Source organism: Sphingopyxis witflariensis, assembly GCF_002205635.1.
GTDB lineage: Bacteria > Pseudomonadota > Alphaproteobacteria > Sphingomonadales > Sphingomonadaceae > Sphingopyxis > Sphingopyxis witflariensis.
Window position 1 is genome coordinate 20,218 of sequence record NZ_NISJ01000001.1, and the last position, 13,653, is coordinate 33,870.

The 13,653-nt window shown below is 63.3% G+C and carries 14 protein-coding genes and 1 tRNA gene; 7 read left to right on the top strand and 8 right to left on the bottom strand.

Features of this window, described 5'->3' with window-relative positions:
- Positions 1 to 161: 161 nt before the first annotated feature.
- From CDQ91_RS00115 to dusB, 3 genes are read right to left on the bottom strand one after another with little or no spacing between them, the layout of a single operon-like run.
- Positions 162 to 1,583, bottom strand: a complete 1,422-nt coding sequence (locus CDQ91_RS00115) for a sigma 54-interacting transcriptional regulator (protein ID WP_088470696.1) — start codon at positions 1,581 to 1,583, stop codon at positions 162 to 164.
- Positions 1,580 to 2,683, bottom strand: coding sequence for a two-component system sensor histidine kinase NtrB (locus CDQ91_RS00120; RefSeq protein ID WP_088470697.1), 1,104 nt, complete (start codon positions 2,681 to 2,683; stop codon positions 1,580 to 1,582). Before CDQ91_RS00120 ends, CDQ91_RS00115 begins: the two co-directional genes overlap by 4 nt.
- A complete protein-coding gene (gene dusB / locus CDQ91_RS00125; protein WP_088470698.1) occupies positions 2,680 to 3,678 on the bottom strand; it encodes a tRNA dihydrouridine synthase DusB in 999 nt (332 codons plus the stop codon). Before dusB ends, CDQ91_RS00120 begins: the two co-directional genes overlap by 4 nt.
- Positions 3,679 to 3,776: 98 nt before the next feature.
- Here dusB and CDQ91_RS00130 point away from each other — a divergent pair, with 98 nt between their 5' ends.
- A complete protein-coding gene (locus CDQ91_RS00130) occupies positions 3,777 to 4,958 on the top strand; it encodes a bifunctional 2-C-methyl-D-erythritol 4-phosphate cytidylyltransferase/2-C-methyl-D-erythritol 2,4-cyclodiphosphate synthase (protein WP_088470699.1) in 1,182 nt (393 codons plus the stop codon).
- A gap of 4 nt (positions 4,959 to 4,962) precedes the next feature.
- Positions 4,963 to 5,520 (top strand): CinA family protein, encoded by a 558-nt coding sequence (locus tag CDQ91_RS00135; protein ID WP_419722530.1) that lies wholly within the window; start codon positions 4,963 to 4,965, stop codon positions 5,518 to 5,520.
- On the opposite strand, the gene CDQ91_RS00140 is transcribed toward CDQ91_RS00135, so the two are convergent.
- Together CDQ91_RS00140 and lipA are read right to left on the bottom strand one after the other, a co-directional pair.
- Entirely contained in the window at positions 5,463 to 5,942 is a 480-nt protein-coding gene (locus CDQ91_RS00140; RefSeq protein ID WP_088470700.1) for a type II toxin-antitoxin system RatA family toxin, read from the bottom strand. The two genes, CDQ91_RS00135 and CDQ91_RS00140, sit on opposite strands and share 58 nt — an antisense overlap.
- Before the next feature lie 7 nt (positions 5,943 to 5,949).
- Entirely contained in the window at positions 5,950 to 6,894 is a 945-nt protein-coding gene (lipA, locus tag CDQ91_RS00145) for a lipoyl synthase (protein WP_088471365.1), read from the bottom strand.
- A gap of 62 nt (positions 6,895 to 6,956) precedes the next feature.
- Between lipA and CDQ91_RS00150 the strand changes: the two genes are divergently transcribed.
- From CDQ91_RS00150 to CDQ91_RS00160, 3 genes are all read left to right on the top strand, one after another.
- Positions 6,957 to 7,598 carry a carbonic anhydrase gene (locus CDQ91_RS00150; RefSeq protein WP_088470701.1) on the top strand — a complete coding sequence of 214 codons (642 nt, stop codon included), beginning with the start codon at positions 6,957 to 6,959 and terminating at the stop codon, positions 7,596 to 7,598.
- 13 nt (positions 7,599 to 7,611) lie between these two features.
- Positions 7,612 to 8,193, top strand: a complete 582-nt coding sequence (locus CDQ91_RS00155; protein ID WP_088470702.1) for a DUF2846 domain-containing protein — start codon at positions 7,612 to 7,614, stop codon at positions 8,191 to 8,193.
- 100 nt (positions 8,194 to 8,293) lie between these two features.
- Positions 8,294 to 8,995 (top strand): DUF899 family protein, encoded by a 702-nt coding sequence (locus tag CDQ91_RS00160; protein ID WP_088470703.1) that lies wholly within the window; start codon positions 8,294 to 8,296, stop codon positions 8,993 to 8,995.
- On the opposite strand, the gene CDQ91_RS00165 is transcribed toward CDQ91_RS00160, so the two are convergent.
- Both CDQ91_RS00165 and ettA read right to left on the bottom strand, forming a co-directional pair.
- On the bottom strand, positions 8,992 to 9,438 hold the full coding sequence (locus tag CDQ91_RS00165) for a PaaI family thioesterase (RefSeq protein WP_088470704.1): 447 nt from the start codon (positions 9,436 to 9,438) through the stop codon (positions 8,992 to 8,994). The two genes, CDQ91_RS00160 and CDQ91_RS00165, sit on opposite strands and share 4 nt — an antisense overlap.
- A gap of 5 nt (positions 9,439 to 9,443) precedes the next feature.
- Positions 9,444 to 11,123: an energy-dependent translational throttle protein EttA gene (gene ettA / locus CDQ91_RS00170; protein ID WP_088470705.1), complete on the bottom strand. Its 1,680-nt coding sequence runs from the start codon at positions 11,121 to 11,123 to the stop codon at positions 9,444 to 9,446.
- Between the two features lie 512 nt (positions 11,124 to 11,635).
- On the opposite strand from ettA, the gene CDQ91_RS00175 reads away from it, so the two are divergent.
- The gene (locus tag CDQ91_RS00175) at positions 11,636 to 11,896 is read left to right on the top strand and encodes a hypothetical protein (RefSeq protein WP_158213579.1); all 261 of its coding nucleotides are present in this window, start codon (positions 11,636 to 11,638) and stop codon (positions 11,894 to 11,896) included.
- 131 nt (positions 11,897 to 12,027) lie between these two features.
- A tRNA-Pro gene (locus CDQ91_RS00180) sits at positions 12,028 to 12,104 on the top strand.
- A 64-nt stretch (positions 12,105 to 12,168) separates the two neighbouring features.
- On the opposite strand, the gene CDQ91_RS00185 is transcribed toward CDQ91_RS00180, so the two are convergent.
- The gene (locus CDQ91_RS00185; protein ID WP_088470707.1) at positions 12,169 to 13,644 is read right to left on the bottom strand and encodes a M20 family peptidase; all 1,476 of its coding nucleotides are present in this window, start codon (positions 13,642 to 13,644) and stop codon (positions 12,169 to 12,171) included.
- Positions 13,645 to 13,653 lie beyond the last annotated feature (9 nt).

The window sequence follows — 13,653 nt, forward strand, 5'->3', positions numbered from 1 at the left end:
TCACCGGAATCGCGATCGATAGGCAAGGGGGCTAGAGACGCCATTGTTGCTGCGTTACGACAATCCTGTTGCATAGAAAACACACAAAGTGCATTTCGGCCACGCGTTGCCGCAAATTATCGTCAATCGGCCGAAACGGACACTTACGCCAGAGGTTGGCGTCAGGGGTTGGCGGGGTCGATATCGAGCTGACCAAGCCGCTTGCGTAGCGTGTTGCGGTTAATGCCAAGGCGCCGCGCCGCCTCCAGCTGGTTGCCGCGAACGTCGAGCAGGACGCGGCGGAACAGCGCCGCCTCGACGATCGCTTCGAGTTGGCTGTGGATGCTGCCGTCCTGTTCGTCACCCGCGAGTTGTTCGCGCGCCCAATCATCAACGGCGCGGGAGATACTGTCAGCGGGCGCGGGGGGCAGTCCCCCTTCCCCACTGGCGGTCAGCACGGCTTCGACATCGCGGACGCTGACAATCGTGTCGCGCGACAGGACCGCGAGGCGCTGGACGACATTGCCCAGTTCGCGAACATTGCCCGGCCAGTCGTGGCGCTCGAGCATCTGCATCGCATCGGGGGCGAACTGGCGGTCGGGGAGGCCCGAATGGCGCCCCGCATCGACGAAATGACGAACGAGCGCACCTATATCGCTGCGCCGGTCGCGCAGTGGCGGCAGCGTCACCGGGATGACGTTGAGGCGATAGAAAAGATCTTCGCGGAACCGGCCGTCGGCGACCAAAGTGCGCATGTCGCGATGGGTCGCGGCGATGACGCGGACATTGGCCTTCAGCGCCTGGCTGCCGCCGACGGTCGAATATTCATTGCTTTGCAGCACGCGCAACAGTCGCGTCTGCGCCTCCAGCGGCATGTCGCCGATTTCGTCAAGGAACAGTGAGCCACCGGCCGCCTGCTCGAAACGGCCCGCGTTACGGCTGTGGGCGCCGGTAAAGGCACCTTTCTCGTGCCCGAACAGTTCCGCCTCGATCAACTCGCGTGGGATCGCCGCCATATTGATTGCAACAAATGGCCCTGACCGGCGCAGCCCCGTCGCGTGGATGGCACGCGCGACGACTTCCTTGCCCGTCCCCGACTCGCCCAGGATGAGGACGGCAAGGTCGTTCGAAGCGAGGCGGGCGATGGTGCGATAGACCGCCTGCATCGCTGGCGCACGGCCGACCAACCCATGGCTGTCGGCCTGCGCCGGATCGATCTTTGCCGCCGGTTCGGCGCGCACCCGCTGCAGGGCGGCGCGCACGCTGGTCGTCAGTTCTTCCAGATCAAAGGGCTTGGGCAGATAATCATAGCTGCCAATGCCCGTCGCGCGCACTGCGGTATCCAGCGTATTCTGCGCTGACAGCACGATCACCGGCGTTTCGGGATCGACCCCGGCGCCGGGCAGCGAGTCGATTCCGTCGCCGTCGGGCAGAACGACGTCGGTGATGATCAGGTCAGGCCGATGATCGGCGAGCCAGGCGTTGCGCTCGGCGATGCTGGCGACCGACGCGAAGCGCGCACATTCATCGATCAGCGTTTCACGGATGATCATCGCGATAGTCGGATCATCCTCGACCAGCAGGATCGTCTTGCCGTCGCTCACTGTTGCTGCCCCTTCGCTGCCGAACCGCGCGCGGCAGGCAGGTGGACGCGAAAGCGCGTCCAATCCCCATCGCGCATATGCTGGACCGTCCCGCCCATGTCGCGCGCCAGCTTGGCGACGAGCGCCAGGCCGAGGCCGCGTCCCTCGCGCTTGGTGGTCACGAATGGATCGAACAGATCGCCGCGAATGTCGGCGGGAACCCCGGGACCATTGTCGCTGACGCTGACCTCAATCGGCAGCGCGATACGCCCGCGCCCATCGCCCTTGTCGATCGACAGGCCGTGGCGATAGGCCGTGGCGATCCGCACCGTCGCATCGTCGCGCCCGGCCAGCACTTCGCAGGCGTTGGTAACAAGGTTCAGCAAAATCTGCACCATGGCGTCATGATTGCCATGAACGAGCGGCAGCGACGGGTCGAAATCCTCACCGAAGCTGATGCCTGCAAGCTGGCGCGCACGCACCGTCTCCATCGCCTGATGGATCGGCGGATAGAGGTTGATCGGGGTGCAGTGGATCGGCTGACCGCGCGAGAAATGCTCCATCTGATCGATCAGCGTGGTGATGCGATCGACCTCGGCACAGATCAACGTCGTGAAGCGTTCGCCATTGGCATCGGCGTTGCGGGCGAGCAGCTGCGCTGCCCCCTTGATCCCGGCGAGCGGATTCTTGATCTCATGCGCCAGCATCGACGCGGCAGCACCCGCGGCGCGCCCCGAACGGCCGATTGCGCCGCCGAGCAGTTCGGCCTCGCTTTGCGACGGCAGCAGCGCGAGGATGCGGTGGCCGCTTTGACCATAAGGCACCATCTGCATGTCGACGAAGATGGAGTTGCGACCGCCGATGGTGATTTCGGCGCGGTGCGCGAACAGCGCCGACGTCTCGGGATCGTTCATCCGCTGGCGATAGCTGCGGTCCATGCCGATGACGTCATAGACGACACGTCCGACCATCGCCGACCGGCTGACATTGCAAAGCTGTTCGGCGGCGGCGTTGACGAACAGGACGACCCCGCCCTTGTCGATCAACAGAGTTGCGACGGGATGCGACTGGATCAGCTCATCATGGTCGAACATCGGGATGCTCGACGTCGGGGTGATCACGCAGCAGCCTTGCTGAGGAACGGGCCGTAAAATTCTTCCAGCGCGTCGAGCACCTGGCGGCTGCTGGGGATTTGATTGACCTTGTTGCGGAACTCGGCCGAACCATGGATGCCCTTGACGTACCAGCCGAGATGCTTGCGCGCCATATTGACGCCCGTCATCTCTCCATAATGCTCGATCATCGCACGATAATGCGTTGTGATAACGTCATATTGTTCGTCGATACCGGGGTCGGGACGTTCGGCCTCCCCGCGCAGTGCCGCCATGACCTGACCCAATAGCCAGGGGCGACCATAGGCGCCACGGCCGATCATGACGCCATCGGCGCCGCTCTGCGCCAGTGCGGTGCGGGCGTCATCTGCCGAACAAATGTCGCCATTGGCGATCACCGGGATCGAAACCGCATCCTTGACCTTGCGGATGAAGCTCCAGTCGGCCTCGCCGCGATACATCTGGTTGCGGGTGCGGCCGTGGACCGTGACGAGCTTGGCGCCCAGATCCTCGGCGATATGCGCGAGTTCGGGGGCGTTCAGACTGTCATGACACCAGCCCATCCGCATCTTGACCGTCACGGGCACGCTCACCGCCTCGACGCAGGCCTTGATCAGCGCAGCGGCCAAAGTCAGGTCGCGCATCAGCGCCGAACCCGCATCGCCATTGGTGACCTTGCGCACCGGACAGCCCATGTTGATGTCGATGATCGCGGCGCCGCGATCTTCGTTGAGCTTCGCCGCTTCGCCCATTTCATAGGGGGTACAGCCGACCAGCTGCATCGACACCGGCTCTTCCACCGGGTCCCAGGCGGCTTTCTGGATCGACTGGCGCGTTTCGCGGATCGCGGCCTGGCTCGCGATCATTTCGGTGACGTTGAGCCCCGAACCGTAATGGCGGACAATCTTGCGAAACGGCAGGTCGGTGACGCCCGTCATCGGCGCGAGGATCACTGGATCCGCGATACTGATATTGCCAATCTGAATGGGCCGCAGCGGCGCCATGGCGAGCGTCTTTCCGGAAATTGCCTAAAAAATAAGCAGCGCCCCTACACGTTAAGCGGCTTTCCCGCAAGCCGCCGCTGCGCTAACCGGCGCGCACGATGAGTGAGTCTGCCCTCTCTTCGGCCCCGCGCGTGGCCGTGTTGCTGCTCGCTGGTGGCCGCGGGACGCGCGCCGGCTATGAAACCCCGAAACAACTCGCGATGCTCGGCGGCAAGCCGGTGCTGCGCTGGAGCCTGGACGCCTTTGCTGCGCATGACGCCATATCACGCGGCGTGCTGGTGGCGAGCGACGATGTCGTGGCGGCGGTCGGCGAGCTTCCCGAAGGCTGGAGCTATGCCGCCGCGGGCGCCGAACGCCAGCAATCGGTCGGAAACGCCCTCGCCTGCCTTTCCGACTGGGACGATGACGCCATGATATTGGTGCACGACGCCGCGCGCCCCGGCGTGACGGCGGCGGTGGTCGACCGCTTGCTTGCCGTGCTGCAAAATGGCGCCAAGGCGGCGATCCCCACCCTTCCGGTGCCCGATACGCTGGTCGAACAGGCGGGCAATGAGGCCGGCGAAGTCGTTGATCGCGCGGCTTTGGCGCGAGTACAAACCCCGCAGGCGTTTCATTTGGGGACATTGCGACGCGCCCATGCCGCCGCCGCTGGCGCTACCGCGACCGACGATGCGCAACTCGTGCGGCGACTGGGCTTGCCGGTGCAGGCTGTCGCGGGCGACGCGCGCCTCCATAAACTGACATATGCCGAGGATATGGATATCCTCTCGGGGCTCTTGGGGACAAAGGCGATGACACGAACCGCGGTGGGCATGGGCTATGACGTCCATCGGCTGGTCGCCGATAAGCCGCTGTGGATAGGCGGCATAGAAATCGCGCATAGTCATGGACTTGAAGGCCATAGTGATGCCGACGTCGCGCTTCATGCGCTGACCGACGCAATCCTCGGCGCGCTCGCCGACGGCGACATTGGCGACCATTTCCCGCCGAGCGATCCGCAGTGGCGCGGCGCCGCCTCGCACCGCTTCCTCGCCTTCGCCGCCGACCGCGTGGCAGCGCGCGGCGGACGGATCGAGCATGTCGACCTGACGATTATCGCCGAGGCGCCGAAGATCGGCCCGCATCGCCCCGCCATCCGGGAGCGCATCGCGGAAATCCTTGCGATCCCTGTGGCAAAGGTTAGTGTGAAAGCCACAACGACAGAACGGCTGGGTTTTACCGGCCGTCGCGAAGGGATCGCTGCGCAGGCCGTTGCGACCCTGCAACTTCCGGAGATTTGAAGCCGTGCTGCCCAATGATGAATCGCGCCTCACCGCGCGCGACGATCTTGCTACGAATGTGCTCGCGAACAACCGCGCCGTGGGCCGCCGGGTCGCCGTCGCCGAAAGCTGCACCGGGGGTATGGTCAGCGCCGCGCTGACCGACATTGCGGGCAGTTCCGACGTGTTTTCGGCGGGGTTCATCACCTATTCGGGCCATGCCAAGCAGACCCAACTCGACGTCAGCAGCGAAATCATCGAAACCTTCGGCGAAGTCTCGCTCGCGACCGCCTGGGCGATGGCCGCAGGGGCGCTGGCGAACAGCGATGCCGACGTTGCAGTTGCGATCACCGGGATCGCCGGTCCGGGCGGCGGATCGGAAAAGAAACCCGTGGGCCTTATCGTCTTCGCCCGAGCGCTGCGCGGCCAGGACCCCGACGAATATTTTACCCAGCGGGTACAGTTCGAATCGACCGATCGCGCCGCGATCCGTCACCATGCAACCTTGTTCGCGCTCGACCTGCTTCAGCCCGACAAGGATTCGCTGCGGCCTTCGGAAGATATCGCCCTCCCCGCGCCGTAAAGTTCATCAGCGCGCGTTTCGAACGCCGCGATCATCTTGCGCAGCGCCTTGTCGAACATCTGCCCCGCCAGCGCCTCGAACATACGGCTGCGGAACGAGAAATCGACCATGAAGTCGACGCGGCAGCCGCCGCCCTCGGCAGGCTCGAAATGCCACTCATTGCTGAGGTGACGCATCGGGCCATCGATATAGCTCACTGACACTGCGCTCGGCCGCTGTTTATGGACGCGGCACGAAAAACTCTCGCGCAATCCCTTGAAGCCGACGATCATGTCGGCAATCGCCTCATGCTCGCTGTCGCTACGCAGACGCAGGGCGATGACCCACGGCAGGAATTCAGGATAACGCTCAATATCCGCCACCAGCGCGAACATCTGTTCGGCGCTGTACGGCAGGACGCGGGTTTCGTGGTGCCGTGGCAAGAAGGCGTCAGCCCGCCGCGCGCGCCAATTTCGCCTCACGCGCGGCGCGCATGCGTTCGAAATCGTCGCCGGCGTGATAGCTCGACCGGGTCAAGGGCGACGAAGCGACCTGCAAAAAGCCCTTGGCACGCGCGATCTGCGCATAGGCGTCGAACGCTTGCGGGGTCACAAAGTCCATCACCTTGGCATGACGCGGCGTCGGCTGAAGATATTGGCCCATCGTCATGAAGTCGATGTCTGCGCTGCGCATATCGTCCATCACTTGATGCACCTCCATCCGCTCCTCGCCGAGGCCGAGCATGACGCCCGACTTGGTGAAGATCGACGGATCGCGGCGCTTGACGCTTTCGAGCAGGCGCAGCGAGGCATAGTAACGCGCGCCGGGGCGGATCGTCGGATAGAGGCGCGGGACGGTCTCGAGGTTGTGATTATAGACGTCGGGCCGCGCATCGACGATCGCCGCGATCGCGCTTTCGGGCTTGTTGCGGAAATCCGGGGTCAGGATTTCGATCGTCGTCGTCGGCGTCTCACGGCGCAGCGCCTCGATCACCTTGACGAACTGGCTTGCGCCGCCATCGGGCAGATCGTCGCGATCGACCGACGTGATGACGATGTGGCTGAGCCCCATCTTCGCCGCCGCGATAGCCGTATGTTCGGGTTCGAGCAGATCGACCGCGCGCGGCATCCCCGTCTTGACGTTGCAAAAGGCGCAGGCGCGGGTGCAGGTGTCACCCAGGATCATCACCGTCGCATGCTTTTTGGTCCAGCATTCGCCGATGTTCGGGCACGCAGCTTCTTCGCACACCGTATTGAGATTGAGCTCACGCATCAATTTGCGCGTTTCGGCGTAACCGGGGCTGGTCGGCGCCTTGACGCGAATCCAGTCGGGCTTGCGCGCGCGCTGGCTGGGAGTGGTGGCGGATGCCGGCTGAGGCTGGGCGGGAGCGTTCATGCCGCTCACATAGTCGTGCACGCGCCTCTTCTCAACCCGCGATCCTATGCTAAAGCGCGCGCATGACTCACTTTGCTGATTTGCTCGAGGGCTATGCCCGTTTCCGCGCCACCGGGTGGGAAGAGCAGCGCGAGCGATGGGAGGAACTGGCCGAGGGCCAGTCGCCCAAGGTGATGATCATCGCCTGTTCTGACAGCCGCGTTGAGCCCGCACAGATTTTCGACACCCGCCCCGGCGAGGTTTTCGTCGTCCGCAACGTCGGCGCGCTGGTGCCCCCCTTCGAAATCACCCCCGGTCGCCACGGGGTTTCGTCGGCGCTGGAATTCGCCGTCCAAATCCTGCGCGTCGAGGAAATCGTCGTGCTGGGTCACGGCATGTGCGGCGGTTGCCACGCCGCGCTCCACCGCACGATGGAGGGCGCCGAGCCTGGCCATGGCGGATTCATTGCCGACTGGATTTCGATGCTCGACGATGCAAGCGCCGAAGTGCGCGCCCGCCACGCCGACCTCAACAGCTTTGAAGCACGGCGCGACATGGAATTTGCGGCGGTCGAGGTCAGCCTCGCCAATTTGCGCACCTTCCCCTGCATCCAGCAAAAGGAAGCACGCGGGACATTATCGCTGCGCGGCGCCTTTTTCGCGGTCAGTGACGGCATATTGCATCTGTTGGACGAAGCGACCGGGGAATTCAGCCCCGCCACCTGAACGGGAGACTGACATGAGCAAAAATGCAATGTGGCTGACGCTGATTTTCGCGGCGGCCATTTTCGGCGCTCTGATGGGGCCGTCGCTCGCCAGCATGATGTCTCCCGACAAGCTGCTGATCCTCTCGGTCCTCCTGATCGGCGGCATCATCCTCTTCATTTTCTGGGCGCTGTCGAGCAACAAGGGCGGCGCCAAGGCCAGTCCGGCGGCGCTCGCCGATGCCCGCACGATGCAGGCGCCATCAGGAAAAGCGCGCATCTATATCAGCCGCCGCGGCTTCGTCGCCGCCTTGCAGGGCATGGATGTGACGCTCGACGGGACCGCGAAGGGCCAGATCAAATCGGGCCAGATGTTGCTCGCCGACGTCGCGCCGGGCGTGCATCATATCCATGTCGCGACCGCCAAGACGAAGCTCGCACATCCTGCCGAACTGGAAATCGACGTCGGCGCGGGCGGCGTGATCGTCATCGACGCGATGATCGAAATGGGCGCGCTGAAAGGCAGCGTGAAGCTGACCCGGCTTGACGCCGCCAAGGCGCGTGAGGACGTCCACGCGATCAAGCTGATCCTGTGGGAAGTTCCGCCCGTAAGCTGAACTATGCTGCGCGACCAAGCGACGCAGACATGCGAGCAACCGTGAAACGGTTCGGCAACAATGGCGTTGATGACACGTTCTCCCCCAAAAGGAGAATTTGATGGCCTTTCGCCAAACCCTGTCGGCTGCGCCGGCGCTTGCTTCCCGCCGCCGCGCCTTTCCCGGCGAAGATGAAAATTACGCCAAAGCCCGAAAATCGCTGCTTGCCGAAGAGATTGACCTGCGCCGCAAGATAGCGCGGGTGGCCGCTCAGCGTCGCGCACTACCGCCCGGGCCGCTAATGGCGGATTACCGGTTTCAGGATGGCGATGGAGCGGCCCTTGATCTGAGCGACCTGTTTGGCGAACATGACACGCTCGTCGCCTATTTCTGGATGTACGGCCCCGAACGCGAACGCCCCTGCCCGATGTGCACCAACTGGCTGGGCGCGGTGAACGGCAATGCGAATGACCTCAAGCAGCGCGTCGCGTTCAAGATTATCGGCCGCAGCCCGGTCCAACGGCAACAGGCATTCGCGCAAGAACGCGGATGGCAGGCGCTCGATTTCGTCCAGACCATCGGTGACGATTTCACCCGCGATTTCGCGCTGCTCAACCCGGACGGCACCGAAAACCCGGCGCTGGCGGTGTTCAAGCGCAATGGCAGCGGCATACGCCTGTTCTGGAAAAGCGAAATGACGCCGCAAATGGCCGACCCGGGACAAGACCCGCGCGATGCGCCCGATGTGGCAAGCCTGTGGACGATCCTCGACCTCACGCCCGGCGGGCGCGGCACCGACTGGTATCCATCGCTGGAATATTAGGGGATGGCGTAGGTCACATTCGCCTGACCGACGGGCTTGTCAGCATCGTCGGTCCAGATTCGCACATCCATCACCGCAAGCCGTTTGCCGAGGCGCAGCATATGCGCGTCGGCAAACAGCGGGCCCGGGCGGCACGGACGCAGGAACTGGTAATTGAGCCCGCTGGTCACCGCCATAGCGACGGGGCCGATATGCGCGAGCACAAGCGCATAGGCCGCCATGTCGGCAAAACCCATCTGCGTTGGCCCCGAGATCAACCCACCGGGGCGCAGCGCCTTTTCATTCGGATCGAGCCGCGCCTGAATATGGCCGGGCACCGCCGACACCACATGCCCGCGCGAACCCGGCGCCGAATGGGGGAAGGCCTGTGCCATGAAGGCGTTGAGCGCGTCCGCATCCAAACGGATCGCGCTCGAAGAGATCGGTGCCGCCTCCCCCGTCATGCCGGTCAGCGCGACAGTTTCTTGTAGGTCGTCGCGTGCGGACGCGTCGCACCTTCGCCCAGGCGGCGGATCTTGTCCTCTTCATATGCCCCGAAATTGCCTTCGAACCATTCGACATGGCTATCGCCTTCGAACGCCAGAATGTGCGTCGCGAGGCGATCGAGGAAGAAGCGGTCATGGCTGATGACCACGGCGCAGCCCGCGAAATTCTCCAGCGCCTCTTCGAGCGCCGCCAGCGTTTCGGTATCGAGATCGTTGGTCGGTTCGTCGAGCAGGAGGACGTTGCCACCCTCCTTGAGCATTTTGGCCATATGGACGCGGTTGCGTTCGCCGCCCGACAGCTGGCCGACCTTCTTCTGCTGGTCGACGCCCTTGAAGTTGAAGGCGCCGACATAGGCGCGGGTCTGCATTTCATGCTTGCCGATATTCATCATTTCGGCGCCGCCCGAAATTTCCTGCCAGACATTATTGTCGGGCTTCAAATCGTCGCGGCTCTGGTCGACGAAGCCGAGATGGACGGTGTCGCCGATCGTCACCTTGCCGCTGTCGGGAGTTTCCTGACCGGTGATCAGCTTGAACAGAGTCGATTTACCCGCGCCGTTCGGACCGATCACGCCGACGATACCGCCCGGCGGCAGCGAGAAGGACAGGTCTTCGAAGAGCAGCTTGTCGCCATAGGCTTTGGACACACCCTCGACCTCAATGACCTTGCCGCCGAGACGCTGGGGAACCTGGATGACGATCTGCGCCTTGCCCGGAATGCGCTTTTCCTGCGCTTCGACCAGCTGGTCGAAGCTTTTGATACGCGCCTTCGACTTGGCCTGGCGGGCTTTCGGCGACTGGCGAATCCATTCGAGTTCGTCCTTGATCGCCTTCTGGCGACCCGCGTCCTCGCGCGATTCCTGCTCGAGGCGCTTGCCCTTCTTCTCCAGGTAGGTCGAATAATTGCCTTCATAGACAAAATAGCGGCCGCGATCGAGTTCGAGGATCCAGTTCACGACATTGTCGAGGAAGTAGCGATCGTGGGTGACGAGGATGACGTTGCCTGGATAGTCGACCAGATGCTTTTCGAGCCAGGCGACGCTTTCGGCGTCCAAATGGTTGGTCGGTTCGTCGAGCAGCAGGATCGACGGCTTTTCGAGGAGCAGGCGGGTGAGCGCGATGCGGCGCTTTTCACCACCCGACAGATTCTCGACGCCCCAGTCGCCCGGCGGACAACGCAGCGCTTCCATCGCGATTTCGAGCTGGTTGTCGAGCGTCCAGCCATCGACCGCATCAATCTTTTCCTGAAGCGTGCCCATTTCTTCCATCAACGCGTCGAAATCGGCGTCGGCGGGCGGATCGGCCATCAGCGTGCTGATCTCGTTGAAACGATCCATCATGTCGGCGACGGGGCGGACGCCGTCCATGACATTCTCTTTGACCGTCTTGGTCGGATCTAGCTCCGGCTCCTGCGCCAGATAGCCGACGGTGATGCCCTCGCCCGGCCATGCCTCGCCCGAAAATTCGGTGTCGATACCGGCCATGATCTTCATCAGGGTCGATTTACCCGTTCCGTTCGGGCCGACGATGCCGATTTTGGCGTCGGGATAAAATTGCAGGCTCAAATCCTTGAGCGTCGGCTTTTGCGCGCCGGGATAGGTCTTGTTCAGACCCTTCATCACGAAACTATATTGGGCGGCCATGGAATTTGCTCCGAAAGCTGACTGGCTCACGCGCGCGCGGCCAGAGGAATATGGAATTGGGGGCCGGTTAGCGAATAGGGTGCGCCTTGGCAATCGACGCTTGCGCGCGCGAGGCTGCGACATAGCGGTCGAGCCATGCGTCGAAGCGATCGACATGCCCGCCGAGGGCACTCGCCATGCCCGTCTGCGCACCCTATCCTATGACACAAGGCATCGACCCGATGCGTCGCCATCGCATCGGAATATCATCGCCCCAAGGGCTGTAATGGCGATTCTTGCCGATCGCGCGCTTCCTGCGAGCCCGTGATTGTTTCCAGGAAATGACAGATTTCCGCGCGCCACAGCCAACTCAATTATTTTTGTTGACGATTCATGCGGAAAGGCTAAATCCCGCGGCTCGCGGAACGGGAAAGTTTCCCCGACGCGGTTAGGCATTTTAGGGAGCCCACACACCATGAAGAAGTTTGCTGCTATCGCCGTTGCTGCCAGCATGTTCGCCCTCGCCGCTTGCGGTGAAAAGGCTGCTGAAGAAGCAACCACCGAAGCTCCTGCTGCTGAAGCAGTCGCAGAAGAAGGCGCCGACGCCGCTGCTGCTGGCGCTGACGCCGCTGCTGCTGGTGCCGAAGCCGCTGCTGCTGGCGCCGACGCCGCTGCTGCTGCTCCGGCTGACGCTGCTGCTGCCGCTGCTGCACCGGCTGATGCCGCTGCTGCTCCGGCCGCTGCTGCTGCTCCGGCTGAAGCAAAGAAGTAAGTCACAGCCCCTCGGGGCATGACTGAAACGAGATCAGGGCGGTCTTCCTTCGGGAAGGCCGCCTTTTTCTTTGCCCGATTTCCCCTAACTCATCGCCTGAACGCAGATGGCGGATAGACTTCGCGCGCGAGCCTGTCTAAGGCGCAAACCAGTCGGGGAGTAGCGCAGCCTGGTAGCGCATCTGCTTTGGGAGCAGAGGGTCGTAGGTTCGAATCCTATCTCCCCGACCATTTATCCAGCGAGGGTAGCGATCGGGGCTTTTGACCCTCCACGCTCCCCCGTCCCCTTCTCCCCTCACCCCGCCGACGTCGCGATCAGCCGCGCGTAGAAATCGATCATGCGGCGAAAGCTGTCGATTTTCATATGCTCGTTGGTGCCGTGAATCATCGCCGATTCCTTCACCGTGAAATGCATCGGCATGAAGCGGTAAATATCGTCTGATACCGGCTCCATATTGCGGCTGTCGGTTCCTCCCACCACGAGCATCGGCGCGAGCACCGCATCGGGAGCGTCAGCGCGTGCGGCGGCGGCGATCCACTTCCAGCCCTGTGACGAGGTCGACGACACGCGCGACGGCTCGCGCGGCGGCGTTACCCAGGCAAAATCGACCGGCGCGTTGCCCACTGCGGCTTTGGCATGCGCCAGTATGTCGGCCGAACGATCCCATGGCGCGATACGATAGTTGATCAGCGCATTCGCCGATTGCGGCAGGACATTTTCCTTCGGACTGCCTTCCAGCATCGTCGGCGCGATGGTGGTGTGGAAACCGGCGGCGCTCGTCGGCGATGCGGCGAGCTGTTTCTTGACTTGCGATCCGAGCAGCCACTGGTTTGCCACCGCAATTTTGGTCGTGCCCCCCTTTGCCGCCGCGAGCGATTCGAGCATCGAAGCGCCGGGGCCGCGTATCTCCATCGGGAAAGGCTTGTCGGTGATCGCAGTGATCGCGCGCGCCAGCGTTCCGACGCCGGTTTCGGCTGGGGGCATCGAACTATGCCCGCCCGGCGCATTGGCGGTGACCTTCAGCGTCGCATAGCCTTTCTCGGCAATACCGATAAGGATGGCCGGGCCGCCAATCACCGGCGTATCGCTCAACACGATACTGCCTTCGTCGAGCGTGAAGATCGCCTTGACGCCGTCGGCCTTCAGCTTGGCAGCCGCCGCGGCTGCGCCGGTTCCGCCGACTTCTTCATCATGGCCCGAAACGAGATAGATTCCGCGCCTGGGCCGAAAACCCGCCTTGGCGAGCGCTTCGGTCGCCTCGAACAGGCCGACCAGCGACCCCTTGTCGTCGACCGTGCCACGCCCCCACACCGCCTGTTCGGCGATCGTCCCGGCGAAGGGCGGGTATTTCCAGTCGCCATCGGTCCCTGCGGTGACCGGCACGACATCCTGATGCGCCATGACGATGATCGGTTGCAGCGACGGATCGGAGCCGGCCCAGTGATAGATGAGCGTGCGGTTGGGCAAGATCGTGCGCGTCATCGCGCCATGCGTCGCCGGATAGGTCGCCGCCAGCCAGGCGTGCAGCTTGTCCCATTCGGCCGTTTCGTTTTCGACAGGGTTCTGGTGCGAGACCGTCCGCAATTGCACTGCGGCGCTGAGATGGCCGACCGCGGCGTCCAGATCATAGGCTGGCACCGCAGCGAGCCGTACATCGCTGCCATCGGCAATGCCGGCTGGCGCAAAAGTCGCGGTGCGAACCGCCACGACGCCCGCCGCAATCGCGACGACCGCCAGCCCGCCCAACAGGATATTCCGACGCTTCCCCATGTCCCTCTC

Coding starts and splice junctions, on each gene's coding strand:
- dusB (WP_088470698.1), bottom strand. CDS start 3,678: ATGGCGCCGCTGCGGCCCATTCAGATTGGCAATATCAGTATCGCGGAT.
- CDQ91_RS00130 (WP_088470699.1), top strand. CDS start 3,777: ATGAGTGAGTCTGCCCTCTCTTCGGCCCCGCGCGTGGCCGTGTTGCTG.
- lipA (WP_088471365.1), bottom strand. CDS start 6,894: ATGAACGCTCCCGCCCAGCCTCAGCCGGCATCCGCCACCACTCCCAGC.
- CDQ91_RS00150 (WP_088470701.1), top strand. CDS start 6,957: ATGACTCACTTTGCTGATTTGCTCGAGGGCTATGCCCGTTTCCGCGCC.
- CDQ91_RS00155 (WP_088470702.1), top strand. CDS start 7,612: ATGAGCAAAAATGCAATGTGGCTGACGCTGATTTTCGCGGCGGCCATT.
- CDQ91_RS00160 (WP_088470703.1), top strand. CDS start 8,294: ATGGCCTTTCGCCAAACCCTGTCGGCTGCGCCGGCGCTTGCTTCCCGC.
- CDQ91_RS00165 (WP_088470704.1), bottom strand. CDS start 9,438: ATGACGGGGGAGGCGGCACCGATCTCTTCGAGCGCGATCCGTTTGGAT.
- ettA (WP_088470705.1), bottom strand. CDS start 11,123: ATGGCCGCCCAATATAGTTTCGTGATGAAGGGTCTGAACAAGACCTAT.
- CDQ91_RS00185 (WP_088470707.1), bottom strand. CDS start 13,644: ATGGGGAAGCGTCGGAATATCCTGTTGGGCGGGCTGGCGGTCGTCGCG.